Origin of the sequence: Geodermatophilus sabuli (assembly GCF_010686765.1) — a bacterium.
GTDB lineage: Bacteria > Actinomycetota > Actinomycetes > Mycobacteriales > Geodermatophilaceae > Geodermatophilus > Geodermatophilus sabuli_A.
Window position 1 is genome coordinate 306,866 of record NZ_JAAGWF010000010.1, and the last position, 26,241, is coordinate 333,106.

Sequence of the window (26,241 nt, forward strand, 5' to 3'; positions counted from 1 at the left end):
GAGGTTGGAGGGGAGAGCACGCACCCGAGCACGGAAGGCCCTCGTGTCCACCGACCTCGCACCATCGACAGACCCTGACGTCGTCCTCGTGGGCGCCGGCATCATGAGCGCGACCCTCGCGTCGCTGCTCGGTGTCGTCGCCCCCGACTGGAGCGTCACCCTCTTCGAGTCCGGACCCGAGGTGGCCGGTGAGAGCTCCGACGCCTGGAACAACGCCGGGACCGGCCACGCGGCCCTCTGCGAGCTCAACTACACCCCGGCCGGGCCGGACGGCTCGGTGGACGTCAGCAAGGCCGAGACGATCAACGAGCAGTTCCAGGTGTCGCGGCAGTTCTGGTCGCACCTCGTCCGCTCGGGCCTGACGGGCGCGCCGAAGGAGTTCATCACCCCGATCCCGCACGTCAGCTTCGTCACCGGTGAGGCCGGCCGCGCCTACATGCGCAGCCGGCACGCGGCGATGTCGGCGTCCCCGCTGTTCGACGGTCTGGAGTACACCGACGACAGCGCCGAGCTCGCCTCGTGGATCCCGCTGATGATGGCCGGCCGGCCGGCCGACCAGGTCGTCGCCGCGACCCGCTCGGTCGCCGGCACCGACGTCGACTTCGGCTCCCTGACCCGACTCCTGGTCGACTCGGCCTCGGCGCGCGGCGTGCACGTGCACTGCGACCAGCGGGTCACCGGGATCGAGCGGCGGACCGACGGCCGGTGGGCGGTGACCGTCCGCGACGCCGTCACCGGTGAGCTGCGCACCGTCCGCACCCGGTTCGTGTTCGTCGGCGCCGGCGGTGGCGCCCTGCCCCTGCTGCAGCGGTCGGGCATCCCGGAGATCCGCGGGTTCGGCGGCTTCCCGGTCAGCGGCAAGTTCCTGCGCAGCAGCTCCCCCGAGCTGGTCTCTGCGCACCAGGCCAAGGTCTACGGCCAGGCGGCCGTCGGCGCCCCGCCGATGTCGGTCCCCCACCTGGACCTGCGGATGATCGACGGAGACCACTCGCTGCTGTTCGGCCCCTACGCCGGCTTCTCGCCGAAGTTCCTCAAGGCCGGGAAGCTGTGGGACCTGCCGGCCTCGGTCCGCGGGCACAACCTCGGCTCGATGCTCGGGGTCGCCAAGGACAACGTGCCGCTGACCAAGTACCTCGTCACCGAGCTGCTGAAGGGTGCCGACGCGCGGCACGCCACCCTCACCGACTTCGTCCCCCAGGCCGAGGCCGCCGACTGGGACCTCATCACCGCCGGGCAGCGGGTCCAGGTCATCAAGCGGGACGCCGCCGGCCGGCCGGTGCTGCAGTTCGGCACCGAGCTCGTCGTCGGCGGCGAGGGCACCATCGCCGGCCTGCTGGGCGCCTCGCCCGGCGCGTCGACGGCGGTGTCGGCGATGCTGGGCGTGCTGGAGCGCTGCTTCCCCGAGCGGATCGACGCCTGGCGCCCCGCGCTCGCCGACGCCATCCCCTCCTACGGTCGCAGCCTGGCCGAGGACCCGGCGCTGCTGGCCGAGGTCCGCGCCGAGACCCGGCAGACCCTCGAGCTCAACGGCTGAGAGAGGACCCTCCTGCCCCCACCCCTCGCGAGCTCGGGGCGGGGCCCTGCAGGAGGGCCGGCGGTCGGGAGCCTCCGGCCCCGCCACCGGTCACCCGGGCGGCGGGGCCGCGACGAGCCTGCGAGCGGTGGGGGCAGCGGGGTCCCTCCTCAGTCGGCGCCGGTGGGGGCGCCGCTCTCACCGCGCCAGGTGGCCAGCCGGCCGGCCCGGCTGACCGCACGCAACCGCCGCTCCGCCTCGGCCCGGGACCGCCGCGCCGACACGAGCAGCGCCTGGTCACCCCGTACCAGCCGGGTGGACGCGTCGGGCACGAACGAGCGGCCGTCGCGCACGATGAGCACCACCGAGGCGTCCTCGGGCAGCCGCAGCTCGGGCAGGTAGACGCCGTGCAGGCGGGAGCCCTCGGGCACCGTCAGCTGCAGCAGGTCGGCGTCCAGCTGCTCCAGCGGCGCGGACTCGACCTCGACGTCCCGCGGCGTCAGGGGTGCCGCGATCCGCAGCCTGCGGGCCATCCAGGGCAGCGACCCGCCCTGGATCAGGGTGAAGACGACGACCAGCACGAACACGGTGTCGAAGATCCGTACCGCGCCCTGGACCCCGGCGGCCACGGGGAAGGTCGCGAGGACGATCGGCACCGCCCCCCGCAGCCCGGCCCAGGAGATGAACGCCTGCTGGGACAGGGGGATGCGGAACCAGGCGAGGCTGGCCACGACCGACAGCGGCCGGGCGACCAGCAGCAGCGCCCCGCCGACCAGGAGCGCCGGCGGCAGGGCCTCCCCCAGCCGGGACGGCGAGGCCAGCAGGCCGAGCAGGACGAACAGCCCGATCTGGGCGAGCGACGCCATGCCCTCCGCGAAGCCGATGCTGGCCGACCGGTGCGGCAGCGCGGCGTTGCCGAGGACCACGCCGCAGAGGTAGACCGCGACGAAACCGGAGGTGTGCGCCAGCGTCGCCGTCGCGAAGGCGAGCACGCACAGCGCCAGCGTGGCGAGCGGGTAGAAGCCGGCCAGGGGCAGCGCCACCCGGCGGAGCAGCTCGGCGCCGCCGAAGCCGACGGCGACCCCGATCGCGGTCCCGCCGACCAGCTCGACCACGATCTCCACCCCGACCCACCACCACGGCCCGGCGTGCCCGCCGGTGAGGTAGGCCGCCAGCGCGGTGACCAGCAGGATGGCGGGCGCGTCGTTGAGCCCGCTCTCGGCCTCGATCGACGCCGCCAGCCGGCGGGGCAGCGGCAGCCGGCGCAGGGCGGCGAACACCGCCGCGGCGTCCGTCGAGCTGATCACGGCGCCCAGCAGCAGCGCGAAGGGCCACGAGAAGCCGAGCAGCCCGACGGTGATGGCGGCGGTGACGACCACGCTCACCGTCACACCGACCGTCGCCAGGGACACCCCGGGCCCGATCGCCCGCCGGACGTCGTTCCAGCGGGTGGTCAGGCCACCCTCGGCCAGGATGACCACGAGCGCGGCGACGCCGAGGGTCTGGGTGAGCTGCACGTCCTCGAACTCGACGCCCACGCCGCTCTCCCCCAGGGCGACGCCGAGGGCCAGGTAGATGAGCAGGCTGGGCAGGCCGAGCCGGTCGGCGAGCCGGAGGGCGACGGCCGCGATCAGCACCACCAGCGCACCGAGCGCGAGGCCCAGGGCGACCGTCGTGTTCACCGATCGCCCCTGTCCACCTCCGCAGTCTCCCGTACCCGCGTGCCGGGACGGTTTCCTATGCTGCCGCCGGCGCCCGCGGCGTCTCGGGGATGATGGTGACGTGAGCGAGCTTGCGAGCGAACCGGTGGGCAGAGCAGTGGCACGCACGAGGACGACGAGCGCCGGCGAGGAGGACTCGTGAGTGCTCCCGGCCCCTTCCGCGCGCTGCCCCCGCAGGTCGACCTGCCCGCCCTCGAGCGGGAGGTCCTCGGTCGCTGGGAGGCCGACAAGGTCTTCGCGCGCACCCTGGACGACGCCGCCGGCCGGCCGCAGTGGAACTTCTACGAGGGCCCGCCCACGGCCAACGGCCGGCCCGGCACCCACCACATCGAGGCGCGCGCGTTCAAGGACGTCTTCCCCCGGTTCAAGACCATGCAGGGCTGGCACGTGCCCCGCCGCGCCGGCTGGGACTGCCACGGTCTGCCGGTGGAGATCGCCGTCGAGCAGGAGCTCGGGTTCGCGGGCAAGCCGGACATCGAGCGTTTCGGCATCGCCGAGTTCAACGCCCGGTGCCGGGAGTCCGTCGAGCGGCACGTCGACGCCTTCACCGAGCTGACCCAGCGGATGGGCTACTGGGTCGACATGTCCACCGCCTACTGGACGATGGACCCGGCCTACATCGAGAGCGTCTGGTGGTCGCTCAAGGTCGTCTTCGAGAAGGGCCTGCTGGTCGAGGACCACCGGGTGTCGCCGTACTGCCCGCGGTGCGGCACCGGCCTGTCCGACCACGAGGTCGCCCAGGGGTACGAGTCGATCACCGACCCGTCGGTGTACGTGCGGCTGCCGGTCACCGACGGCGAGTGGGCCGGCCGGGCCGACCTGCTGGTCTGGACGACGACGCCGTGGACGCTGCCCTCCAACACCGCCGTCGCGATGCACCCCGACGTCACCTACGTCGTGGCGCGCACGGACGCCGGCACGTTCGTCGTCGCCGAGCCGCTGCTGGCCGCCGTCCTGGGCGAGGACGCCGAGGTGCTGGCCCGCACCACCGGCCGGGACTGGGAACGGGTGCACTACCGCCGCCCGTTCGAGCTGGTCGACTTCCCCGAGGGCGAGGACGCGCACTACGTCGTCCTGGCCGACTACGTCACCACCGACGACGGCACCGGGCTGGTTCACCAGTCCCCCGCCTTCGGCGCCGACGACCTCGCCGTGTGCCGCTCCTACGGGCTGCCGGTGGTCAACCCGATCGACCCGACCGGGCACTTCCTCCCCGAGGTGCCGCTGGTCGGCGGGCACTTCTTCAAGGCCGCCGACGACGCGCTGGTCGTCGACCTGGCCCAGCGGGGTGTGCTGTTCCGCGAGCTGCGCTACGAGCACAGCTATCCGCACTGCTGGCGCTGCCACACGCCGCTCATGTACTACGCCCAGCCGTCCTGGTACATCCGGACGTCGGCGGTCAAGGACCAGCTGCTCGCCGAGAACGAGAAGACCACCTGGCGCCCGGAGACCATCCAGTGGGGCCGCTACGGCGACTGGCTGCGCAACAACGTCGACTGGGCGCTGTCCCGCGACCGGTACTGGGGCACGCCCCTGCCGATCTGGCGCAACGACGCCGACCCGTCCCGGATGGTCGCCGTCGGGTCGCTGGCGGAGCTCTCGGAGCTCACCGGCCGGGACCTGTCGGACCTGGACCCGCACCGGCCGTTCATCGACGACGTGACCTTCACCCGCCCCGGCGAGGAGGGCACCTACCGGCGGGTCCGGCAGGTCATCGACGCCTGGTACGACTCCGGCTCGATGCCCTTCGCCCAGTGGGGCGCGCCGCACCGCAACCAGGCGGAGTTCGAGGCCGCCTACCCGGCGCAGTTCATCTGCGAGGCGATCGACCAGACCCGCGGCTGGTTCTACACGCTGATGGCCATCGGCACGCTGGTGTTCGAGCGGAGCTCCTACGAGAACGTGCTGGTCCTCGGCCACATCCTCGCCGAGGACGGTCGCAAGATGAGCAAGCACCTGGGCAACATCCTCGAGCCGATCCCGCTGATGGACCGGCACGGCGCCGACGCCGTCCGCTGGTTCATGCTGGCCGGCGGCTCGCCGTGGTCGGCCCGACGGGTGGGGCACGAGACCCTCTCCGAGGTCGTCCGCAAGGTGCTGCTGACCTACTGGAACACCGCCAGCTTCTTCACCCTCTACGCCGAGACCAACGGCTGGGACCCGGCCGGGCGACCCGCACCCGCGCGGGCCGAGCGGCCGCTGCTGGACCGGTGGGCGCTGGCCGAGCTGGCCGCGGTCACCACCGGGGTGACCGACGCGCTCGAGGACTTCGACACCCAGGCCGCCGGTCGGCTCCTCGCCGGCTTCGTCGACGACCTGTCCAACTGGTACGTCCGCCGCTCCCGCCGCCGGTTCTGGGACGGCGACCCCGCGGCGCTGGCCACCCTGCACGAGGTGCTCGACGGGCTGACCCGGCTCATGGCCCCCTTGACCCCCTTCGTGACCGAGGAGGTGTGGGCGCGGGCGGTCGCCCCCGGCCTCGGCGGCGAGGCGGCGGACTCGGTGCACCTGGCCACCTGGCCGGTCGCCGACGCCGACGCCCGGGACGACGTCCTGCTCGAGCAGGTCGCCCTCGTGCGCCGCCTGGTCGAGGTGGGCCGGTCGGCGCGCACGTCGGCGAAGGTCCGCACCCGCCAGCCACTGGGCCGGGCGGTCGTCGCCGCGCCGGGCTGGTCGGCCCTCCCCCGCGACCTGGTCGCCGAGGTGGCCGACGAGCTCAACGTGGTGGACGTGGTGGAGCTGTCGGGCGCGGTCGGCGAGGACCTGGTCGACGTCAGCGTGAAGGTGGACTTCCGCGCCGTCGGGCGCCGGCTGGGCAAGCAGGTGCAGGCGGTGGCCACGGCCGTGGCGGCCGCCGACCCGGCCGCCCTGGTGACCGCCTACCGGGCCGGGACCGCGACCGTCGAGGTCGACGGCGTCCCGGTGCCGCTGGCCGAGGGCGATCTGGTCGTCACCGAGACCCCCCGCGAGGGCTGGACCGTGGCCGGCGGCGGCGGGCTCACCGTCGCCCTCGACCTCGCCCTGACCCCTGAGCTCGAGCGGGCCGGCCTGGTGCGCGAGGCCGTCCGCCTGGTGCAGGACGCCCGCAAGGGCAGCGGGCTCGCGGTCAGCGACCGCATCGAGCTGTGGTGGACCGTCGACGGCTCCCCCACCGATCCCATGGCGCAGGCGCTCACCGAGCACGCCGACCAGCTGGCCGCGGAGGTCCTGGCGGTCCAGGTGCACGCCGGCGTGGCCGGGGAGGGCGTCGGCGTCGAGGGTCCGGCCGGGTCGCGCTTCTGGGTGGCCCGCGCGGGCTGAGGCGCCGTGCGGGCCACCGTGCGGTGCGGTCAGTCCAGCCGGGCCGACCGGCGCCGGCTCCGCTCGTCGTCGGCGAGCCGACGGACCGGGCGGCACGTCGCGCACGGGGTGAAGCCGTCGGCACGGGCCTCGGCCAGCGGCAGCGCGACGCCGGCCCGGCCGTACAGCTGGGGGCACTCGGCCAGGTGGTAGCGCGGGTGCTCGTCGACCACCACGACGTCATCGGTCAGGTCGACGACGAGCAGCAGGTCGGAGAACTCGACGTCCTCCTCGCCAGGCTCGTCCGCCGCGACGGCACCCGGGGACGCCCGTCCGGCCTCCCGGTCCGCCGCTGCACCGGTCGGCACCCGCTCGGCGGCGGGTGGCAGCTCGACGACGGTGAGCTCCTCGACCGCACCGGTGGGCACGTCGGTCCGGGAGCCCTCGTCGCGGCCCTCCTCGACCCACTCGTCCTCGACCCACTCGTCGTCGGCGTACGCCGCGTCGACGTCGTCGGCGGCGAGGTCGGCCTCGCCGGGATCGTCGTCGGCCCGGTGGCCGACGGCACGGTGGTCAGCCGCCGTCGTCGGCTCGACCGGCGGCCACCGGTCCTCCGCCGGCATGCGGTGGACGCCGTCCGGTGCGCGTTCGTCGGGCCCGGCGCGCATCGACCGGCGGGCGACCAGGAGCAGCACGGCGGCCAGTGCGCACGCGGCGACGCAGCCCCAGTACAGGGCGGTGAGGCCGGTGGCCAGGCCGCCCACGAACAGCCCGAGGCCGAGGAGCACCAGCAGGCCCGCTGCCAAGATCACCGGCCGACTCTATCCGGCGGCCTCGGCCCCCGGACGCGCGACAGGGCCCCCGGACGTCGTCCGGGGGCCCTGTCGTGGCCCCTCCCGAGGAGGAGCCCTCGATCACGCGGGGGCGTGCTGGTTCTGCCGGCTGTTGGACGCGGGCTCGGCCGAGCCCCGGCTGTCCAGGTCCCGCAGGTGCGACTCCAGGTAGGACCGCAGCCGGGTGCGGTACTCACGCTCGAAGGTGCGCAGCTCCTCGATCTTGCGCTCCAGGCTGGTGCGCTTCTCCTCGAGCGAGCCCATGACCTCGGTGTGCCGGCGCTCGGCGTCCTGGTCGAGAGCGGCGGCCTTGGCGCGGGCCTCGCGCTCCATGGTCTCGGCGCGGGTGCGCGCGTCGCCGACCATGGTGTCGGCACGCATCTTGGCCTCGCTGACCATCTGCTCGCTCTTGGCCCGCGCGTCGGTGACCATCCGCTCGCTGTTGGTGCGGGCGCTGGTGACCATCTGGTCGGCCTGCGCCTTCGCCTCGTTCACGTACTTGTCGGCCGTCTCGGTGGCCAGCGCCAGCATCCGCGAGGCCCGTGCGCTGTCGTCCTCGCGCGGGGCGACCGGCGGGGGCGGTGCTGCCACGGGTGCGGGGGCGGGCGCGGGGGGCTCGGGCGCCTCGGCGCGCATGGTGCGGCCGGTCGCCGAGCCGGAGCGCAGCTCGTTGTTCTCCTCGATCAGCCGGGCCAGCTCGGCCTCCACCACGTCGAGGAACGCGTCCACCTCGTCCTCGTCGTAGCCCCGCTTGCCGATCGGCGGCTTCTTGAAGACGACGTTGTGCACGTCGGCAGGCGTGAGTGGCAACAGGCTCACCTCGGGTCGGACAGCGGGAACAGGGACGTTCTCGGACGAGCGACGGCGGACCGTACCCGGCCTCCGGCGTCGCCATCCCCGGCGGGTTCAGCGGTCACGCGGCGGCGGCGAGTGAGGTCGTGATGCCACGCAGGATGTACACGGCGATCAGGAGCACCATAAACCCGAGGTCCAACCGGATGGTCCCCAGGTTCAGCGGGGGGATGACCTTCCGGATCGCCTTCAGCGGCGGGTCGGTGGTCGCGTAGACCACCTCGAGACCGGCCGCGACCAGCCCCGACGGTCGCCAGCTCCGCGCCAGCACCATCACCCAGTCGACGACGAACCGCGCGAAGAGCAGGACGAGGAAGACGAGCAGCACCGACGAGACGATCTGCCAGAAGAGAGCCACGGTCCTCGTTCGTTCAGGGCACCTCGTGCCGGTCTGGGCCTGCTGTCGGCCTCAGGACTGGTTGAAGAAGCCGCCCTCGCGGATCCGCGCCTTGTCCTCGGCCGTCACGTCGACGTCCCTCGGGCTGAGCAGGAACACCTTGTTCGTGACGCGCTCGATACTACCGCGCAGCCCGAAGGACAGGCCCGCAGCGAAGTCGACGAGACGCTTCGCGTCGGCGTCGTCCATCTCGGAGAGGTTCATGATGACCGGCATCCCGTCGCGGAAGCTCTCCCCGATCTGGCGGGCCTCGTTGTAGGTGCGCGGGTGCAGGGTGGTGATCCGGTAGGGCTTCGGCGCAGGCGCAGGCGCCGGCTCGGGCTCCGGCGCGGCGACGGCCACCGGCTCGCGGACGGCGAGGCCCGCCGCGCCCGAGGCGCTGGACCCACCGCTGCTGCCGCCGGCCGAGGCACCCACACCGGCCAGGCCACCCACGCGCGGGGGACCGGCCGCGGCCGGCGCCAGGCCGATGGTGCGGCCGGGCCCGGTGCGGCGCGGCAGCGCCACGGGCTCGGGATCGGGCGCCGGGGGCAGGTCCGCCTCCAGGTCCTCGGCGTAGTCGTCGGCGCGGTAACCGGCGTCGGCGTACCGGTCGACGGGCTCGCCGTAGTGGTCGTCGTAGGCGTCGTCCGGGGCGTAGCGGCCGTAGCGACGGTCGTCGAGCCGGTCGTGCCGGTCGGCGTACTCGGTCTGCCGGGCGTCGTACCGGCCGTAGGCGCGGGCGTCGTCGTCCTCGACGAGCCCGAGGTAGATGCCCATCTTCCGCATGGCTCCGGCCATCAGCCCTCCCCCTCTGGTGGTGTCGTCAGCGCGCTGGTGGGCTCGTGGGGCCCGTGTTGCTGGTGTGACTCGTCTTCCGGGGAGGCTAGAGGGCGCGCTCCGAAGAGCGCGGTTCCGACACGCACGAGCGTGCTGCCGGCTGCGACCGCGTCCTCCAGGTCGGCGCTCATGCCCGCGGAGAGCTCCCGCGCGTCGGGGTGGTCGGCGCGGACGCGCTCGGCGAGGGCGGCCAGCCGGTCGAACGCGGGCCGCGGCTCGATGCCACGGGGCGCCACCGCCATCAGGCCGCGCAGTCGCACCCCCTCCTCGGCGGCGACCGCGTCGGCCAGCGCGGGGACGTCGGCGGGGTCGGCACCACCCCGGGCGGCCAGCTCCCCCTCCGGGCCGCCGAGGTCCACCTGGAGCAGCACGTCGACGAGGCGGCCGGTCTCGGCACCGACGCGGCCGAGCGCACGGGCGAGCGCGGGACGGTCGACCGAGTGCACCACGGCGCCCAGGCGGGCGACCGCGGCGGCCTTGTTCCGCTGCAACTGGCCGACGAAGTGCCACCGCAGCGGGAGGTCGGCCAGCTCGGCGGCCTTCCCGGCCAGCTCCTGGGCGCGGTTCTCCCCGAAGTCGGCCAGCCCGAGCGCGGCCAGGTCTCGGACGGCGGCGGCCGGCCAGGTCTTGCTGACCGCGAGCAGGGTGACCGTGGCGGGATCGCGGCCGGCGGCGCGCGCGGCGGCGTCGATCCGGGCGCGGACCGCGGCGAGCCGGTCGGCCGGGGAGGTCACGCCGTCATTCTCCCGGTGGTCCCGGCGTCCCTGCAGGGGCCCGTCGCGTGCCCCCCGGGCCGCCGAGCCGCAGGTAGCCCCTACTCCAGCCAGACGACGCCGGCCTGGCGACCGGTCACGCCGTCGCGGCGGTGGGAGAAGAGGAACCGGTCCTCGACGGTGCAGCGTGGATCGTGCACGACCTGGGCCACCCCCGCGCCGCGCAGCAGCTCGGTGAGACCCGCCCGGAGGTCGAGCCCCGGGGTCCCGGTCCGCGTGCGGACGGCCGCCGCCGGGGCCACCCGGGCCACCTCGGCCTGCATGGCCGCGGGCACCTCGTAGTCCGCGCCACAGACGGCCGGGCCGAGCAGCGCCTCGACGTCGCCGGGCCGGGAGCCCAGCCGCCGCATCGCCGCCAGGGTCGCGGGGACGATGCCGCGGCGGACGCCCTCGCGCCCGGCGTGCACCGCGGCGACCACGCCGGCGACCGGGTCGGCCAGCAGCACCGGCACGCAGTCGGCGACCAGGACGCAGAGCACGAGCCCTCGGGTGGCGGTGACCAGCGCGTCGACGTCGGCGACCGGGTTCTCGTCGGCGTCCTCGACGATCGCCACGCCGGTGCCGTGGACCTGGGTCATCCACACCAGCGAGTGCGCCGGCACGCCGAGCTCGCGGGCCAGCCGCTCCCGGTTGGCCGTCACGTCGGCGGGGTCGTCGCCGACGTGCCCGCCCAGGTTGAACGAGTCGTACGGCGACGAAGAGCGGCCGCCCCGCCGGTCGGTGACGACCCGACGGGGTCGCACCGCCCGGGGGACGGCCGTTGGAGTGCTCATCGCGGAGGAGCCTACGACCCCGTTCCCGGCACACTGCCGGCCCCCGTGCAGCGCCCCGCCGCGAGCGACCGAGCGGTGGGGGGCACGGGGCGTCCTCTCACTGGCGGAGGAACTCGGGGATGTCGAGCTCCTCCTCGAAGTCGTCGCTGGACAGCGGGCGCCGTCCGGCGCCGACCGGCCCGGGGACCGGCGGCAGCGGCGGCACGGTGATGCCCCCGCCGGCCGGGCGTGCGGGCAGCTGGGACGTCGACGGCGGCGCCTGCTGGGCCTGCGGAGCCGCCGGCGCCGAGCCGACGAGGCGCTCCCCCGTGGCCGGGCGGGCCGCGCTCAGCGGGTGCGGCTGCACCGGCATCCGGGAGGCCACCGGCGGCGCGACCGGCGCCGCGGTCGGGATGGCGGCGACGCCGGCGTCCTTGCGGGCGCTGGGACGGCCGCTGTCGAAGCCGGCCGCGATGACCGTCACCCGGACCTCGTCACCCAGGGCGTCGTCGATGACGGCACCGAAGATGATGTTCGCGTCGGCGTGCGCGGCGTCCGACACGAGCGAGGCGGCCTCGTTGATCTCGAACAGGCCGAGGTCCGAGCCACCGGAGATCGACAGCAGCACCCCGTGGGCACCCTCCATCGAGGCCTCCAGCAGCGGGCTGGCGATCGCCTGCTCGGCGGCCAGGAGGGCACGGTTGTCCCCCCGGGCGCTGCCGATGCCCATCAGCGCCGAGCCCGCCCCGGACATGACCGACTTGACGTCGGCGAAGTCGAGGTTGATCAGGCCGGGCGTGGTGATCAGGTCGGTGATGCCCTGGACACCGGAGAGCAGCACCTGGTCGGCGGTCCGGAAGGCGTCCATCACGCTGACGTTCCGGTCTCCGAGCTGCAGCAGCCGGTCGTTGGGGATGACGATGAGCGTGTCGCACTCGTTGCGCAGCTCCTCGATCCCCGACTCGGCCTGGACGGCCCGCCGCTTGCCCTCGAAGGAGAACGGGCGGGTGACCACACCGATGGTCAGCGCGCCGAGCTTGCGTGCGATCGAGGCGACGACGGGGGCACCGCCGGTGCCGGTGCCGCCGCCCTCGCCCGCGGTGACGAAGACCATGTCGGCGCCCTTGAGCACCTCTTCGATCTCTTCCCGGTGGTCTTCGGCGGCCTGCCGGCCGACGTCGGGCTGGGCGCCGGCGCCCAGCCCGCGGGTCAGCTCGCGACCGACGTCGAGCTTGACGTCGGCGTCGCTCATCAACAACGCCTGCGCGTCGGTGTTGATGGCGATGAACTCGACCCCCTTGAGGCCGACCTCGATCATGCGGTTGACCGCGTTCACCCCGCCGCCGCCGATGCCGACGACCTTGATGACCGCGAGGTAGTTGTGCGGAGGTGTCATGTTGGGGCTCCCGACCTCGACCCTCATCCTGAACTAAAGCTTTATGGTTATGTCAACTGGGTCGACGCGGACGAAGTTAGGTGCGCCCGGGAGGCGCGACAAACACCCTCACGGGCCCGGCGTGTCGGGCCGCCGTGATCTCACCGTGATCGACCGCCACACGGGTCACAGCCGTCACACCGACAGTGACGGCTCGCGACCGCAACGTCTCATGTACGGGTCGAGGGCCCGGACACGCCGCCAGCGCGGAACCAGCGAAGTCACATCCCGCGTCGGGCGTGTCGCGCTGCCGCGCGTGTCGCCCGGCGCCCCGTCCGGCGTCGCTCCGGAGCCGCAGCGCCACCCTCTGCGACGAGTGGCCGGGATCAGGCCCGCGGCACCCGGCCGAGCAGGTAGAACTCGTCGTTGGGCGGGATCGCGGCCCAGTGCGCGAGCCGGTTGGACAGCGCGAAGAGCGACACGATCGCGCCGACGTCCCACACGTCGTCCTCGGTGAGCCCGTGCTCCCGCAGGCCGGCGAGGTCACCGCCCCGGACCGCCGCGGGCTCGACCGCGAGCCGCACCGCGACCTCGAGGACGGCGTGCATCCGCGCGGACAGCGGCGCCTTGCGCCAGTCGACCGCGACCTGGTCGGCGATGTACGGATCGCGGGCGCGGATCCGCGCGATGGCCCCGTGGGCCACCACGCAGTAGAGGCAGTCGTTGGCCGCGCTGGTGGCGACCACGACGAGCTCGCGATCGGCCTTGGACAGGCCGGGGGTCTCCTTGTCCATGAGGGCGTCGTGCAGCGCGAAGAACGCCGCGGCCTCGGCCGGGCGCCAGGCCAGGGCGCCGAAGACGTTCGGCAGGAAGCCCGAGCGCTCCTCCACCTCGGCGTAGCGCTCGCGCAGCTCCTCGGCGAGGGAGTCGCGGTCCGGGACGGGGAACCGGCTGATCGGCGGGGTCGTCACCGCCTCAGCGTGCCCGCCGTCGCCGGTCAGCGCAGGACCACCGCTGCCGGGGCGCTCACGTCGATCGTGCCCGCCGGCTCCAGCGCGCCGGCGTCCAGCTGGGCGAGCAGCGCGACGAGGACGTCGGCCTTGTCCGCCGCGTCGGCGGCACTCCCCCACAGCACGGTCGTGCCGTCGGCCAGGGTCAGCGTGACGTCCTCGGCGGTCGTGGCCGAGGCCGCCACCAGCCCGGCACGGATCTGGTCCGGCAGCGCCACCAGGGCGCCCAGCGCGGCACGGGTCGCCCGGTCGTCGGGACCGGGTGCGGGGACGTCCAGGGGGACGACACCGGCGGGCGCCGGGCCGGTGACGGTGTCGAAGAGGACGCCGTCGGCGTCCACCAGCGAGCGCGTGCCCGCCCGCTCCACCACCGCGACCGGCACCCGCTCGACCACGGTGACCACGACGCTGCGCGGCCACCCCCGCGTCACCTCGACCGAGGCCACCTGCGGCAGCCGGGCGACCCGCGCCTCGGCCGCGTCGACGTCCACCCGCAGCAGCGGGGTGCCCTCGGCGATGCCGGCCACCTCGACCACCTCGGCCGCGGTGAGCGTGCCGGCCCCGTCGACGGTGACCTCGTGCACGGCGAGGACCGGACTGCCCCACAGCAGCCACGCCACGAGCGCGACCACGGCCGCCGCCAGCCCGGCGCGCACCAGCAGCCGGCGGCGGCGGTCCCGGGGGCTGTCGCGACGCGGCGGCCGGCGCGAGGGCGCGCCCGCCGCGGCCGGCCGGCGTCCCGCCTCGGGCCCCGCCGGTGCCACCCGGGACCGGTCGCGGGTGGTGGACCCCGAGCGGTTCACCGCGCCGGGCCCCCCGCGCGGCCGTCGGCGTCGCGGGCCCGCAGCGCCTCGAGCACCTCCGGGCCGACCATCGAGACGTTGCCGGCGCCCATCGTGATCACCAGGTCCCCGGGGCGGGCGCGGGCGGCCAGGGCGGGTGCGGCGGCCGACCAGGAGGGCTCGAACCGCACCCGGTCGGCCGGCAGCGGCACCGCGTCGGCGACCATCGCGCCGGTCACGCCGGGCACCGGGTCCTCACGCGCCCCGTAGACGTCCATCACCACCACGTCGTCGGCCAGGCCCAGCGCCTGCCCGAAGCCGGCCGCGAACTCCCGCGTCCGGCTGTACAGGTGCGGCTGGAAGGCGACGACGACGCGGCCGTTGCCGGCCACCGCACGGGCGGCGCGCAACTGCGCCTGCACCTCGGTCGGGTGGTGGGCGTAGTCGTCGTAGACCCGCACCCCGCTGACGACGCCCTTGAGCTCGAACCGGCGGTGCACCCCGCCGAAGCGGCCGAGCCCGTCGACCAGGCGGTCGAGGGGCAGGCCGAGCTCCAGGCCGGCCAGCAGCGCCGCGGCGCTGTTGCGGGCCATGTGCTCGCCGGGCACCCGGATCTGCACGCGTCCGACCACGGCACCGTCCAGGACGGCGGTCCAGGCGGTCGTCTCGGGCCCCACCTCGAGGTCGAGCAGCCGCAGGTCGGCGTCCGGCGCGGTGCCGTAGGTGCGCACGCGAGCCGGTGTGGGCACCGAGCGCAGCCGTGCGGAGCCGGGGTCGTCGGCGCACAGGACGACGAAGCCCGCCGGGTCCACGGTGCCGAGGAAGCGGTCGAAGGCGGCCTCGACCGCGGCGAGGTCGCCGTAGTTGTCCAGGTGGTCGGCCTCGACGTTGGTGACGATCGCGCCGAAGGGGTCGAGCAGCAGGAAGGACCGGTCGCTCTCGTCGGCCTCGGCGACGAAGACGTCGCCCTCCCCCGCGTGCGCGTTGCTGCCGGACTCGTTGAGGTCGCCGCCGATGGCGAACGACGGGTCGGCGCCACAGGCCTGGACGGCGACGGTGAGCATCGAGGTGGTCGACGTCTTCCCGTGCGTGCCGGCCACCGCGACGCTGCGCTTGCCGGCCATGACGGCGGCCAGCGCCACCGCCCGGGGCAGCACCCGCAGCCCCCGCTCGCGGGCCGCGGCCAGCTCGGGGTTGTCCTCCCGGATGGCGGTGGAGACGACGACGGTGTCGGCGTCCCCCAGGTGGCCGGGGTCGTGCCCCAGCTCGACCCGCGCACCCAGCGCCCGCAGTGCCAGCAGGGTCGGGGTGTCCCGGCGGTCGCTGCCGGAGACCTGGACGCCGCGGGCCAGCAGGATCCGCGCGATCCCGCTCATCCCGGCGCCGCCGATGCCGACGAAGTGCACCGCGCCCAGCTCCGGGAGCGTCGGCACCGGCCCGTCCCAGGCCGCGACCGCAGCGGCGCTCATCGCTCAGCCACCTCCAGCACGATGTCGGCCAGCCGCTCGTCGGCGTCCCGCGCGCCGGCCGCCGCGGCGCGAGCGGCGTACCCGGCCAGCGCACCCGGATCGGTCAGCAGGGGGACGACGACGTCCCCGATCCACGCCGGCGACAGGCCCGCGTCGTCCACCAGCAGCCCACCACCGGCCTCGACCACCGGCAGGGCGTTGCGCCGCTGCTCACCGTTGCCGATGGGCAGCGGCACGAAGGCCGCGGGCAGCCCCACGGCCGAGAGCTCGGCGACGGTCACCGCTCCGGCCCGGCACAGCGCCAGGTCGGCAGCGGCGTAGGCGAGGTCCATGCGCTCCAGGTAGTCGACGACGACGTAGGGCGGGCTGCCCGGCGCCGCGGCGGCCACGGCGACGTCGGTGTTCTTGGGCCCGCGGGCGTGCAGCACCTGCACCCCGGCGGCGGCGAGGCGGTCGGCGGCGCCCACGGCGGCCCGGTTCAGCGACGCGGCCCCCTGGGAGCCGCCGAAGACCAGCAGCGTCGGCCGGTCGGCGTCCAGGCCGAAGGCGGCCCGGGCCTCCGCGCGGCGAGCGGCGCGGTCCAGCGTGCTGATCGCCGTCCGCAGGGGCATGCCGACGTGCTCCGCACCGCGCAGCGCCGTCCCCGGCATGGTGACCGCCACGCGGGCGGCCAGCCGTGCCCCGATCCGGTTCGCCAGCCCCGGCAGGGCGTTCTGCTCGTGCACGACCACCGGCACCCGCTCGCGGCGGGCGGCCAGGTAGGCCGGCAGGGCGACGTACCCACCGAACCCGACGACGACGTCCGCGGACAGCTCGCGCAGCACCGCCCGGGTGTCGGCGACCGAGCGCCACACCCGGCCCGGCACCCGCAGCAGGTCGACGGTGGGCCTGCGCGGCAGGGGCACCGGGGGGATCAGCCGCAGGTCGTAGCCGCGCGCGGGCACCAGCCGGGTCTCCAGGCCACGGGCGGTGCCCAGGCAGGTGATCCGCACGGCGTCGTCCCGGCGGAGCAGCGCGTCGGCGAGGGCCAGCATCGGCTCGATGTGCCCCCCGGTCCCGCCCCCGGCGAGGACGACGCTGCGGCTGACCGGGCTCCCGGGGCTCACCGGGGCCGCCGCGGCGGCTCGGGGGCGCTGGACCGGGCCCGTGGCGGCGGCTGCCGGCGGGCGTCGGCGGGCCGGCCGCGGCCGTCGGCCGACCGCCGCTCGCGCCCGGCGGGCACCCGGTCCCGGGCGGGCTCGCCGGGGCGCGGCGGAGCCACCCGGGCCACGGTGCGCCCACCGGCGACCGCCGGCCGGCGGGCCGGCCGCTCTGCCGCGGCGTCGGCCGGCCGCCCGGCCGGCTGGGGGCGGCGGCGCGGGCGGACGGGGTCCACGGCGACAGCGGGCACCGGCAGCAGCAGCCGGGCCAGCCGGCCCCGCTCGCGGCGCCGCTGGTGCTCGATCGCCTCCGGCTCGCAGCGGGCGAAGCGGATGAGCAACCCCACGATCAGCAGGGTCAGCACCAGGGAGGTGCCGCCGGCGGAGATCAGTGGCAGCTGCACGCCGGTGACCGGCAGCACCCCCACCACGTAGCCCATGTTCATCGCCGCCTGGCCGATCAGCCAGACGGTGATGGCCACGCTGGCCAGCTGCACGAACCGGTCGGCCGAGCGGCGGGCGATGCGGAAGCCGGCGTAGGCGAGCACGCCGTACAGGGTGACCAGGACAAGGCAGCCCAGGAAGCCGAGCTCCTCGCCGATGATGGCGAAGATGTAGTCCGACTCCGCGTGCGGCAGCAGGTTCCACTTCATGGCGCTGTTGCCCAGCCCGACCCCCCACAGCCCGCCGGTGGCGAGCGCGTAGAAGCCGCGGATGGCCTGGAAGCCGCCGTCGGAGGGGTCGGCGAACGGGTCGAGGAACGCGGTGATGCGGGCCATCCGGTAGGGCGCCGCCTGGATCATCACCACGATGCCGGCCGCGGCCGCGGCCAGGCCCCACGCGAAGAAGCGCAGCGGCAGACCGGCGCCCCACAGCAGCCCGACCAGCACCAGCGCGAGGCTCATGATCGCGCCGAAGTCCGGCTCGAGGTAGAGCAGGAAGGACAGCACGCCGAAGACCGGCAGCAGCGGCACCAGCATCGCCTTGACCGTCAGGTACCGGTCGCGGGTGGCCAGGACGTGCGCCCCCCACAGCGCGTAGACGAGCTTCGCCAGCTCGGAGGGCTGGAAGTCGGTGAACCCCAGGTCGATCCACTGCCGCGAGCCGTTGAGCCGGACGCCGATGCCCGGGACGAGGACGGCCACGAGCAGCACGACCACGCCGACCAGGGCCAGGGGCGCCCAGCGGCGCACCAGGCCGATCGGCGTCCGGACCGCGACGTAGCACAGCACCAGGCCGACGCAGGCCAGCACGACCTGCTTGACCCCGGGCACCCACGCCGGCTCGTCGGCGAGCGCGGCCTCGATGGAGGAGGCGGAGAAGACCATGACCAGCCCGATGGCCAGCAGCAGCCCGGCCGCGCCGACGACGAGGTGGCAGCTGGTCATCGGCCCGTCGAGCCAGGCCGGGGCGGGGAAGCGACGGCGAGCGGGACCGCGTCCGCCGGGCGCGGTCCGGCGTCCGCCCGGGGCACGCGCGACGCCGGTGGACTCCATCCGGCCATCGTGACCGCTGGCGCCGGCCGGCCGCGGCACCGACGGGGCGTGTCGCTGTGGTGAGGTGCTGGCACGGCGACCCGTCAGGGGCCCGCGCCGAGCGTGCGAGGCGAGGCGGGACGGGTGGTCCTCCTTCACAGGCCCGTGACGGAGAGCCAGTCGGCGTAGAAGAGACCGAGCCCGAAGGCCACCGCCATGCCGGTCACCAGCCAGAACCGGACGATCACCGTGTTCTCCGTCCAGCCGGCCAGCTCGAAGTGGTGGTGCAGCGGCGCCATCCGGAACACCCGCCGGCGGGTGGCCCGGAAGAACGCGACCTGGATGACCACCGAGAGCGTGACCGCGACGAACAGGCCGCCGAGCACCACCAGCAGCAGCTGGGTGCGGGTGACGATCGCCAGCCCGGCGAGCAGGCCGCCGAGCGCCAGCGATCCGGTGTCGCCCATGAAGATCCGCGCCGGGCTGGTGTTCCACCAGAGGAAGCCCAGGCAGGCGCCCATCCCGGCGGCGGCCACCAGGGTGACGTCGAGCGGGTCGCGGACCTGGTAGCAGCCGTCGATGACCGCGGTCGTGCAGTCGTGGGTGAACTGCCAGAACGAGATCACCGTGTACGCGCCGCACACCATGGCCGAGCACCCGGCGGCCAGCCCGTCGAGGCCGTCGGTGAGGTTGACCGCGTTGGAGAACCCGGCGATGAACAGGTAGGCCAGCACCACGAAGCCGACCGAGCCCAGCGCGAGCGGCGCGATGTCCCGGACGTAGGAGACGACGGTCGAGGCCGGGGTGGTCCCGGCGCCGTCGGGGAAGTTGATGGCCAGCACCGCGAAGGCGACGCCGACCACGAGCTGACCGGTCAGCTTGGCGGTCTTGTTCAGCCCCAGGCTCCGGCGGAAGCGGATCTTCAGGTAGTCGTCGAGGAACCCGACGGTGCCCAGCCCGACCATGAGGAACAGCACCAGCAGCCCGCTGGCGGTCATCCCGCGGCCGGGCTGGTTGACGAGGAACAGGTGGGCGATCAGGTAGCCGCCGACGGTCGCCCCCACGATGACGGTGCCGCCCATCGTGGGCGTGCCCTTCTTCGACAGGTGGGTCTCGGGGCCGTCGTCCCGGATCTCCTGGCCGAAGCCCTTGCGCCGGAACAGGTGCACGGCGACCGGGGTGGCGAGGATGGAGATCACCAGGCCGAACGCGGCGGCGATGAGGACGGACTTCACGCGCCTGCCCCGGTGTCGAGCAGGTCGGCAGCGAGCAGTTCGAGCCCGTAGGACCGGCTGGCCTTCACCAGCACGACGTCACCGGGCACCAGCACCTCCGTCAGCAGTTCCCGGGCGGCTGCCCGGTCGGGCACGTGGACCGTGCCTTCTTCCCCGCGCGCCCCGGCGGCGGATGCGCCGGTGGCTATCCCTACCGCATCCGGACCCACGGCCACGACGAGGTCCATCCCCGCGGCGACCGCGTCCCGCCCGAGCCGCTCGTGCTCGGCGGCCGCTCCGGGCCCGAGCTCGGCCATCGCGCCCAGCACCGCGATCCGCCGTCGTCCGGCCAGGCCCGAGACCGCGGCCAGGGCCGCGCGCATCGACTCGGGGTTGGCGTTGTAGGCGTCGTTGACCACCGTGACGCCGTCGGGACGGCGGGTCACCTCCATCCGCCACCGGCTGCGTGGCTCGGCGGCCGACAGGGCCGCGGCGACCGCCGACGGGGTCAGCCCGGCGGCCAGCGCCGCACCGGCGGCCGACAGCGCGTTGGCGACCTGGTGCTCCCCCACCACCTGCAGCGCGACGGGGACCGCCTCGCCCGCGGCGGTGAGCGTGAACCGCGGCCGGCCGCCCTCGTCGAGGGTGACGTCGGCGGCGCGGACGTCGGCGTGCGGCGCCCGGCCGGTGGTCAGGACCCGGGCCCGGGTACGGGACGCCATGCCGATCACCCGGGGGTCGTCGGCGTTGAGGACGGCGGTGCCCTCGGCGGGCAGGGACTCGACCAGCTCACCCTTGGCGGCGGCGATCCCCTCGGCCGAGCCGAACTCCCCCAGGTGCGCCGAGCCGACGTTGAGCACGACGCCGATCCGCGGGCGGGCCACCGCGCACAGCCGGGCGATGTGCCCCGGCCCGCGGGAGCCCATCTCGAGGACGAGGAAGCGGGTGCCGGCGTCGGCGGCCAGCACGGTCAGCGGCAGGCCGATGTCGTTGTTGTACGACCCCGGCGGGCTGACCGTGGGGCCGGCGGCGGCCAGCACCTGGCCGAGCAGGTCCTTGGTGGAGGTCTTGCCCGAGGAGCCGGTGATGCCCAGCGTCAGCAGGCCGCCCGTGGCCAGGCGCGTGTGCACCGCGGCGGCGAGCCGGCCCAGAGCCGCGACCGGGTCGTCGACGACCACGCAGGGCAGCGCGTCGTCGGGACGGGTGGTCAGGGCGGCGGCCGCACCGGCGGCCGCCGCGGCACCGAGGAACTCGTGCCCGTCGACCCGCTCCCCCGGCACGGCGACGAACAGGTCACCCCGGCCGACGGTGCGCGAGTCGACGGTCACCCCCCCGGGAACGGCGCCGTCCGCCCCGGCGGGCAGCTGCCCACCCACCGCTGCGGCCACCTCGGCCAGGGTCAGCCTGATCATGTGCTCGGCTCCACTCCGGCCGGCGCGAGCTGCGCCAGGGCCTCGCGCAGCACGGCGCGGTCGTCGAACGGGTGCAGGGTGCCGGCCACCTCCTGGCCGGACTCGTGGCCCTTGCCGGCCACCAGCACGGCGTCGCCGGGCCGGGCGCGCCCGACGGCCGCGGCGATGGCCGCCCGGCGGTCGCCGACCTCGAGCACGTCGCCGCGCCGCTCGGCGGGCACGCCGGCCAGCATCGCCGCGCGGATGGCCGCGGGGTCCTCCGACCGCGGGTTGTCGTCGGTGACCACGAGCAGGTCGCTGCCGAGCGCGGCGGCCCGGCCCATGGCCGGGCGCTTGCCCGGGTCCCGGTCACCGCCGCAGCCGAGGACGGTCAGCACCCGGCCCCGGGTGGCGGCGCGCAGCGCGTCCAGCGCGGTCGCCACCGCGTCCGGGGTGTGCGCGTAGTCCACGACGGCGACGAAGGGCTGGCCGGCGTCGACCGGCTCCATCCGGCCCGGGACCACGGTCGTGGCCAGCCCGGCCAGCGCCGTGTCCACCGGCACGCCGACGGCGTCGAGCAGGGCGACCGCGAGGACGGCGTTGGCCACGTTGAACCGGCCGGGCAGGCGCACCCGCCCCGGCCAGGTGCGGCCACCGGGCCCGGTCAGGGTGAACGTCGAGCCGCCGTCCGGGGAGACCGCGACGTCGCCGCCCGACCAGTCGGCGTCGGCACCGCCGGTCGAGACGGTGACCGCGCGGCCGCCGAGCCGGTCGGCCAGCCGCCGGCCGTACGGGTCGTCGACGTCCACGACCTCCACGGCCGCGCGGCCGTCGAAGAGCCGGGCCTTCGCCGCGAAGTAGTCCTCGAGGTCGGTGTGGAAGTCCAGGTGGTCGCGGCCGAGGTTGGTGAAGCCGGCCGCCGCGAAGCCGATGCCGCCGACCCGGCCGAGCACGAGCGCGTGGCTGGAGACCTCCATGACCACGGTCTGCACGCCGGCGTCGGCCATCCGCGCGAGCAGCGCCTGGACGGCGGGTGCCTCGGGCGTGGTCCGGACGCTGGGGAAGGCGGTGACCGTCGGCGTCCCGTCGTCGCTGCGGCCCCGCGTGCGGGTCTCGACCGTGCCGATGAGGCCGGTGCCCCGCCCGGCCGCGGCGAGGCCGGCCTCGACCAGGTAGCTGGTCGTCGTCTTGCCGTTGGTACCGGTGATGCCGATGACCTGCAGCCGGCGGGCGGGCTCGCCGTACACCCGCGCGGCGACGGCGCCGAGCAGGGCGCGGGGGTCCTCGACGACGCAGACCGGCAGGCCGGTCGCGGCGGCCTGCTCCCGGCCGGACGGGTCGGTGAGGACCGCCACGGCACCTCGCGCGGCGGCGTCGGCGGTGAAGCGGGCGCCGTGGGTGCGGGCGCCGGGGAGGGCGGCGTAGAGGTCCCCCCGCGCGACCTCGCCGGAGGCGAGGGTGACCCCGGTGACCGCGGTCGCCGGATCGCCCTGGACCGGTGCGCCCACGAGGTCGGCCAGGTCGGCGAGGGTCAGCGGCGCGGCCCCCGCCGAGCGGGGTGCCGCCCCCTCAACGGGCGGGTACACGGGACTCCAATCTACCGGCGGGCCGGTCGGCGCCGCCCGAGCACACCCCGGCGCGCCCTCGGCCCCCGCGGCGGGGGTGGTCCCTCACCCGGTGAGGACGAACTCCGGGCGCGGCGTGCCCGACGGGACGATGCCGTCGGCGGTGAGGGCCCGGCGCATGATGTCGGCGAAGACCGGCGCGGCGACCTGGCCGCCCTCCGCCGAGCTCGTCGGCCGCTCCAGGTCGACGGCCACGACGTACTGCGGGTCGTCGGCCGGCGCGAAGCCCACGAAGGTCGTCACGTACCCGCCGCCGGCGTAGCAGCTGCAGTCGGGGTTGGCCCGCTGGGCGGTGCCGGTCTTGCCGGCGACCCGGAACCCGTCGATCTGGGCCAGCGGCGCCGTGCCCCCGGGGCCGACGACCGCCTCGAGCATGTACGCCATCTCCTCGGCGGTCGCCTCGCTGACCACCCGGGTGGACGCGGGGTCCGGCCTCGCGTCCCCGCCGACGGAGTCGACCAGGCGGGGCTCGATGCGGACCCCGTCGTTGGCGATCGCCTGGTAGACCGACGCCATCTGCAGGGTGGTCACCGAGACGCCCTGGCCGATCGGCACGTTGGCCGCGCGGCTGGCTGTCCAGTCGGCGGAGTCCTCCAGGATGCCGGCGCTCTCGCCGGGCAGCTCAATGCCGGTCTCACTGCCGACGCCGAAGGCCCGCAGGTACTCCTCGAGCTTCTGGTCACCCACCTCGCGGGCCAGCATGATCGTGCCCACGTTGCTGGACTTGGCGAGGATCCCGGTCACCGTCCAGTCCACCGGCGCGTGGTCGTGGGCGTCGGTCACCACCACGTCGCCGGCCTCGATGTGGCCGTTGACCGAGAGCACCGTGTCGGGGGCGGCCACGCCCTCCTCCAGCGCCGCGGCGAGGGTCACCGCCTTCATCACCGAGCCGGGCTCGAAGACGTCGGACACGACGGGGTTGCCCAGCAGCTCGGGATCGGTGGAGCCGTGGTCGCCGGGGTCGTAGCCGGGGCAGGAGCCCATCGCCGCGACCTCCCCGGTGTGCACGTCGAGGACGACGGCCGAGGCGCGGGTGGTCGCGCCGTCCTGGCACGCCTCCGCCAGCCGCTGCTCCATGACGAACTGCAGGTCGCCGTCGAGGGTGAGGGCCACGGTGTCGCCGTCCACGGCCGGCGTCGACTCGTCGATGCCCGACGGGATCGGGTTGCCGCCGCTGCCCACCTCGACCCGCCGCTGTCCCGGGGTGCCGGCCAGCTCCTCGTCGAAGGTCTGCTCGATGCCGGCCAGCCCCGCGCCCTCCCGGCCGACGAAGCCCACGACCTGACCACCGACCACGCCCGACGGGTAGAGCCGGACCGGGTCGTCCTCGAAGGAGATGCCGCCGAGACCGAGCTCGTCGATCGCGTCGACGGTCTCCGGCGGCACCTGACCGGCCAGGACCACGTAGCGGCCGTCCTGGGAGAGCCGCTCGGTGAGCTCGGACACCGGGACGTCGAGCAGCGTGGTCAGCGCCAGCGCGGTGCGGGCCGGGTCGGCGACCACGGTGGGGTCGGCGACGACACGGGAGGCCGCGACGGTGTAGGCCAGCGGGTTGCCGTCCCGGTCGACCACCTGCCCGCGCAGCGCGGCGATCGGGTAGCTGCGCAGCCGGTCCTGGGCCGCGGCGGTCGCGTACGCGCCGCCGTCCACGCCCTGGAGCAGCACCAGCTTGCCCATGATGACCAGCAACGGGACGACGACGAGGACGAACCCGACGGTCAGGCGGCGGCCGGTGGGCCGGCCGCCGGTACGGATGCGTCGGCTGCCGGGCGGACGGCGTGGGGCGAACGCCCCGGAGCCGCGGCCCGGCGATCGCTCCGGGGTCCGGCGGCCGGGAGCCGGCGGGCGGACGGCGGTGGCCACGTCAGCCCCCGCTGCCGGGCTCGGGGACGGGGGCGGGCGCCTCCGCCGGGGCGGGCTCACCGCGGAGGGTGACCGTGCCGTCCTCGCCGATGACCAGGTAGGCCGCCGGGCCGGCCGGGACCAGGCCCGCCTCGGTCGCCTCCGCCGCGAGCCGCGCCGGCGTGCCGCCGGTGATGACCTGCTGCTCCAGGCGCTGGACCTCCTGGGCCCGGTCGGCGTTGGCCGTCTCCAGCTGGGTCGCCTTCAGCGAGTTCACCGCGATGGCGGTGTTGAGGAACAGCAACCCCAGCGTGGTGGCGACCAGGAGGCCGACGACCAGCAGCACCAGCGGGGCGCGGCGGGTGCCGACCGCGCCCCGGCGGACGCGGGCTGGCGCCGGGGCGGGCGTGGACCGGGAGGGGGTCCCGCTCGCCCGGGCGGGGCGGCTGCGCAGCGAGCCGGTGCGGACCGGCCCGCTGTGCGCGCGCGCCGGGCGCTCGGGTGCGGCGACCGGCAGGGACGCGGCCGGCACGGGCGGGGGCGGCGGGGTGGGCACCGGGCGGCGGGGGGCAGCCGCGCGCAGCGGCGGCACGGCCCGTGGGGCGCTGCGGCGCACCGGCGCCGGGCGGCCCGCGCCGGCATCGGCCGGGGCGCCCGCCGACCGGGTGTTCGCGCCCGCGGACCGGGCGGTGGCGCTCACGCGGCCCGCCGGATGCGCTCGGCGGCCCGGACGCGGGCCGAGGCGGCCCGCGGGTTGGCGGCGACCTCGTCGTCCGACGGCGCCTCGCCGCCGCGGGTGAGCAGCCGGAGCGTCGGGGCGTGCTCGGGCAGCGGCACCGGGAACCCGGGCGGCGTGCGGTCGGTGGCGCCGTCGGCGAGCACGTGCTTGACGATCCGGTCCTCGAGGGAGTGGAAGGTGATGACGGCGATCCGCCCGCCCACCGCCAGGGCGTCGAGCGCGGCCGGCAGAGCCCGCTCCAGCACCCCGAGCTCGTCGTTCACCTCGATCCGCAGGGCCTGGAACGTCCGCTTGGCCGGATGACCGCCGGTGCGCCGGGTGGCCGCGGGGATCGAGTCGCGGACCAGCTCGGCCAGCCGGCCGGTGCGGGTGAACGGCTCGCGGTCGCGCTCACGGGCGATGGCCGAGGCGATGCGCGCGGCGAAGCGTTCCTCGCCGTACACCCGCAGCACGCGGGCGAGCTCCTTCGGCGGGTAGGTGTTCACGACGTCGGCGGCCGTCCGCGGGGCGGCGGGGTCCATGCGCATGTCCAGGGGCGCGTCGGCGGCGTAGCTGAAGCCCCGGTCGGGGCGGTCGAGCTGCAGCGAGGAGACACCGAGGTCGAACAGCACCGCCTGCACCTCCTCGACGCCGAGCCGGTCGAGCACCGCCGGCAGCTCGTCGAAGACGGCGGGGACGAGCGTGGCGCGGGCGGTGCTGCCGGCGGCCTCGATCCGCCGGGCGGCCTCGGCGCGCGCGTCGGGGTCGCGGTCCAGGCCGATCAGCCGCAGCCCGGGATGGGCCGACAGCAGCGCCAGGGCGTGGCCGGCCAGGCCGAGGGTCGCGTCCACGAGCACGGCCCCGTCGCCGGCGCAGGCCGGGGCGAGCAGTTCGGTGACCCGGTCGAGCAGGACGGGCACGTGCACCGCGGACGGCGCCGGCTCGGTGCTGCTCATCGTCGACTGCTCCTCGAACGGATCGGGGTGGTGCCCCTGCATGGTGACGCGGGGGCGTGGTCGGCGGGGGGAGCAGCGTCGGCGGGTCGCGCGTGAGGAGGTCGTCGTCCCTGGGGTCGGGGGTGTCCGGGCGGGGGTGGGGCGCAGTGGGGTGGGTGGGGCGCGGTGGGGCCGGGCCGGCCCGCAGGGTCCCGGCCCGCCCCCCGCGGGGCCCGCCTGGCGTCGGGGAAGAGCGTCAGGTGGCGCCCCGCGGGGACGGGGAGGGCCCGCGCCGCGCGGCTGGTCGGCCGGTGCGGCGTCGCGCCC

General features: G+C 75.7%; 21 protein-coding genes. 2 read left to right on the top strand and 19 right to left on the bottom strand.

Annotated elements, in window-relative coordinates; all coding sequences use genetic code 11:
• Positions 1-43: 43 nt before the first annotated feature.
• Positions 44-1,534, top strand: coding sequence for a malate dehydrogenase (quinone) (gene mqo, locus GCU56_RS11935; protein WP_163481925.1), 1,491 nt, complete (start codon positions 44-46; stop codon positions 1,532-1,534).
• A 149-nt stretch (positions 1,535-1,683) separates the two neighbouring features.
• Here the strand turns inward: mqo and GCU56_RS11940 are convergent, their stop codons facing one another.
• Positions 1,684-3,195 carry a potassium/proton antiporter gene (locus GCU56_RS11940; protein ID WP_163481926.1) on the bottom strand — a complete coding sequence of 504 codons (1,512 nt, stop codon included), beginning with the start codon at positions 3,193-3,195 and terminating at the stop codon, positions 1,684-1,686.
• A 177-nt stretch (positions 3,196-3,372) separates the two neighbouring features.
• Here GCU56_RS11940 and ileS point away from each other — a divergent pair, with 177 nt between their 5' ends.
• Positions 3,373-6,534, top strand: a complete 3,162-nt coding sequence (ileS, locus tag GCU56_RS11945; RefSeq protein ID WP_163481927.1) for an isoleucine--tRNA ligase — start codon at positions 3,373-3,375, stop codon at positions 6,532-6,534.
• 29 nt (positions 6,535-6,563) lie between these two features.
• Here the strand turns inward: ileS and GCU56_RS11950 are convergent, their stop codons facing one another.
• The 18 genes from GCU56_RS11950 to rsmH all read right to left on the bottom strand — a co-directional run bounded on the left by GCU56_RS11950 (position 6,564) and on the right by rsmH (position 25,935).
• Positions 6,564-7,325, bottom strand: coding sequence for a hypothetical protein (locus tag GCU56_RS11950; RefSeq protein ID WP_163481928.1), 762 nt, complete (start codon positions 7,323-7,325; stop codon positions 6,564-6,566).
• A 102-nt stretch (positions 7,326-7,427) separates the two neighbouring features.
• Positions 7,428-8,156: a DivIVA-like cell division protein Wag31 gene (gene wag31, locus GCU56_RS11955; protein ID WP_163481929.1), complete on the bottom strand. Its 729-nt coding sequence runs from the start codon at positions 8,154-8,156 to the stop codon at positions 7,428-7,430.
• 103 nt (positions 8,157-8,259) lie between these two features.
• Positions 8,260-8,556: a YggT family protein gene (locus tag GCU56_RS11960; RefSeq protein WP_163481930.1), complete on the bottom strand. Its 297-nt coding sequence runs from the start codon at positions 8,554-8,556 to the stop codon at positions 8,260-8,262.
• Between the two features lie 51 nt (positions 8,557-8,607).
• On the bottom strand, positions 8,608-9,375 hold the full coding sequence (locus GCU56_RS11965) for a cell division protein SepF (protein WP_163481931.1): 768 nt from the start codon (positions 9,373-9,375) through the stop codon (positions 8,608-8,610).
• On the bottom strand, positions 9,375-10,148 hold the full coding sequence (locus GCU56_RS11970) for a YggS family pyridoxal phosphate-dependent enzyme (RefSeq protein ID WP_163481932.1): 774 nt from the start codon (positions 10,146-10,148) through the stop codon (positions 9,375-9,377). Before GCU56_RS11970 ends, GCU56_RS11965 begins: the two co-directional genes overlap by 1 nt.
• An 80-nt stretch (positions 10,149-10,228) precedes the next feature.
• Positions 10,229-10,960: a peptidoglycan editing factor PgeF gene (gene pgeF / locus GCU56_RS11975; protein ID WP_204331897.1), complete on the bottom strand. Its 732-nt coding sequence runs from the start codon at positions 10,958-10,960 to the stop codon at positions 10,229-10,231.
• A gap of 97 nt (positions 10,961-11,057) precedes the next feature.
• Entirely contained in the window at positions 11,058-12,335 is a 1,278-nt protein-coding gene (gene ftsZ, locus GCU56_RS11980) for a cell division protein FtsZ (RefSeq protein ID WP_163481933.1), read from the bottom strand.
• Positions 12,336-12,700: 365 nt separating this feature from the next.
• On the bottom strand, positions 12,701-13,285 hold the full coding sequence (locus GCU56_RS11985; RefSeq protein ID WP_163481934.1) for a peroxidase-related enzyme: 585 nt from the start codon (positions 13,283-13,285) through the stop codon (positions 12,701-12,703).
• Between the two features lie 26 nt (positions 13,286-13,311).
• Entirely contained in the window at positions 13,312-14,127 is an 816-nt protein-coding gene (locus GCU56_RS11990; RefSeq protein WP_345771796.1) for a cell division protein FtsQ/DivIB, read from the bottom strand.
• A complete protein-coding gene (murC, locus tag GCU56_RS11995; RefSeq protein ID WP_163481935.1) occupies positions 14,124-15,575 on the bottom strand; it encodes a UDP-N-acetylmuramate--L-alanine ligase in 1,452 nt (483 codons plus the stop codon). The genes GCU56_RS11990 and murC overlap by 4 nt, the downstream gene beginning before the upstream one ends.
• Positions 15,572-16,681 carry an undecaprenyldiphospho-muramoylpentapeptide beta-N-acetylglucosaminyltransferase gene (gene murG, locus GCU56_RS12000; RefSeq protein ID WP_163481936.1) on the bottom strand — a complete coding sequence of 370 codons (1,110 nt, stop codon included), beginning with the start codon at positions 16,679-16,681 and terminating at the stop codon, positions 15,572-15,574. Before murG ends, murC begins: the two co-directional genes overlap by 4 nt.
• Positions 16,678-18,210 carry a putative lipid II flippase FtsW gene (ftsW, locus tag GCU56_RS12005; RefSeq protein ID WP_239522095.1) on the bottom strand — a complete coding sequence of 511 codons (1,533 nt, stop codon included), beginning with the start codon at positions 18,208-18,210 and terminating at the stop codon, positions 16,678-16,680. Before ftsW ends, murG begins: the two co-directional genes overlap by 4 nt.
• A gap of 134 nt (positions 18,211-18,344) precedes the next feature.
• Positions 18,345-19,424, bottom strand: a complete 1,080-nt coding sequence (gene mraY, locus GCU56_RS12010) for a phospho-N-acetylmuramoyl-pentapeptide-transferase (RefSeq protein ID WP_163481937.1) — start codon at positions 19,422-19,424, stop codon at positions 18,345-18,347.
• The gene (locus tag GCU56_RS12015; RefSeq protein WP_163481938.1) at positions 19,421-20,815 is read right to left on the bottom strand and encodes a UDP-N-acetylmuramoyl-tripeptide--D-alanyl-D-alanine ligase; all 1,395 of its coding nucleotides are present in this window, start codon (positions 20,813-20,815) and stop codon (positions 19,421-19,423) included. Before GCU56_RS12015 ends, mraY begins: the two co-directional genes overlap by 4 nt.
• Positions 20,812-22,380 (bottom strand): UDP-N-acetylmuramoyl-L-alanyl-D-glutamate--2,6-diaminopimelate ligase, encoded by a 1,569-nt coding sequence (locus GCU56_RS12020; protein ID WP_163481939.1) that lies wholly within the window; start codon positions 22,378-22,380, stop codon positions 20,812-20,814. The genes GCU56_RS12015 and GCU56_RS12020 overlap by 4 nt, the downstream gene beginning before the upstream one ends.
• Before the next feature lie 84 nt (positions 22,381-22,464).
• Positions 22,465-24,282 (bottom strand): penicillin-binding transpeptidase domain-containing protein, encoded by a 1,818-nt coding sequence (locus GCU56_RS12025; protein ID WP_163481940.1) that lies wholly within the window; start codon positions 24,280-24,282, stop codon positions 22,465-22,467.
• Position 24,283: 1 nt separating this feature from the next.
• Entirely contained in the window at positions 24,284-24,961 is a 678-nt protein-coding gene (locus GCU56_RS12030; RefSeq protein WP_163481941.1) for a hypothetical protein, read from the bottom strand.
• The gene (rsmH, locus tag GCU56_RS12035; protein WP_163481942.1) at positions 24,958-25,935 is read right to left on the bottom strand and encodes a 16S rRNA (cytosine(1402)-N(4))-methyltransferase RsmH; all 978 of its coding nucleotides are present in this window, start codon (positions 25,933-25,935) and stop codon (positions 24,958-24,960) included. The genes GCU56_RS12030 and rsmH overlap by 4 nt, the downstream gene beginning before the upstream one ends.
• Positions 25,936-26,241 lie beyond the last annotated feature (306 nt).